This is a genomic window from Micromonospora sp. KC207 (assembly GCF_004348615.1).
Classification (GTDB): Bacteria; Actinomycetota; Actinomycetes; order Mycobacteriales; family Micromonosporaceae; genus Micromonospora.
This window is the reverse complement of the sequence record NZ_SMKJ01000575.1, coordinates 1-1,475: the sequence shown is the minus strand read 5'-3', so window position 1 is coordinate 1,475 and position 1,475 is coordinate 1. Positions and strand designations below refer to the sequence as shown.

The 1,475-nt window shown below is 81.9% G+C and carries 1 pseudogene; it reads right to left on the bottom strand.

Going from position 1 to position 1,475, the window contains the following annotated elements:
- Positions 1-1,475 (bottom strand): annotated as a pseudogene (locus tag E1258_RS33760) (hypothetical protein); the annotation flags it as partial.

Here is a 1,475-nt window from a genome sequence, read left to right as displayed (position 1 = left end):
CCCGGGTACCCTCCCCGCCGGCCGGGGTCGCGGAACTCTGCCCGCCGGCCGGGCCGAGCGCGCGACCCGCCAGCGCGGCGGCCAGGGTCAGCACGAGCAGGGCCACGCCGGCCGGGGCCGCCCCCGTAACCGCTGCCCCGGTGGGCGCGCCGGACCACGGCGGGACCACTTCCCCGTACGGGGCGACGAGCACCCGCACGGTCACCGGGGCGGCGGCGAGCAGCGCCACCGCGAGCAGTCCGAGGCAGGTAACCAGCGGTGCCCCCGCCGGACGGGTGCCCGGCCCGGCGAGCACGGTCGACAGGACCACCAGCGCGGCGTAGAGCGCCACCGGCTCGTCGGCCCGTACGACCAGCGGGGCCAGCGCCACCAGCGCGGACCCGACGGCGAAGGCGACCGAGGCGTACCCGGTCAGCTCCGGCCACCAGCGGCGGACGGCGAGCAGCACGACCAGCGGCAGCCCGACTGCGGCCAGGGCGGCCCGCGCCTGCCACCAGGGCGACGCCCCGGCGGCGAAGAGCGCGTTGGCGACCGCCGCCGGCACCGCCAGCAGTCCGGCGGCCAGGGCGGCCCCGGCGACGCCCCACCGGACGCCACCGGCCTGCCGGCCCCGGGCGGCGACGGCCAGCCCGATCGGCACGACCGCGCCGAGCAGGGCGGCCTCCCCTGCCGGGGTGGCCAGGCCGACCAGAAGCGCGTGCCCGACCAGCGCCGCGCCGGCGACCGCCGCCGCCAGCACGCCCCACCAGGGCCGGGCCCGGGTGACGGCGAACAGCAGCAGTCCCGCGCCGACGACCAGGCCGGCGGCCGGCACCGCCGGCCACGGCACCGGCCCGACGCCCGACACCGCGAGGGTGGCGAAGGCGACCGCGACCGCCGCGATCACCGGCCACGCCACCCGGGGCAGCAGCGCCGCCAGCGCGACCGCCGCCAGCGCCACGGCGACCGGGACCTGCCACCCCCAGGGCAGGTGCGGGCCGGCGGCGACCCCCTCCCAGGGCGGCAGCACCCGGCCCACCGCGACCGCGCCGAGCAGCACGGCGAGCAGCGCGCCGACCTGCGCCGCCCCGCCGGCCACCAGCAGGGCACCGACTCGCGGCCCGGTGCCGACCCGGCGGGGCAGCGCCCGGACCGTCCCGGCCAGGGCCAGCGCGACGAGCGCCGTGGCCACCGTCAGCAGCCCCGGGCGCAGCTCCGCCACCGGGCGCAGCAGCGCGACGCCGAGCACCGGGACCAGTGCCGCGGCCGCGGCGGCCCGGAACCCTGCGGAGCCGGCGACCAGCGCCGCGCCGAGCAGGGCCAGGGCGACCAGCAGCAGGGGTACACCGGCCAGCAGCGGCGAGCCGGCGGCCCGGCCCACGGCGAGCGGCACCAGCGCACAGGCCGCCGCGACGAGCAGCGAGCCGGCGTACCCGAGCCAGGCCAGCACCCGGCCGGCGGCGAGGGTCGTTTCCCCGGCGGCCCCCGCCCCGACC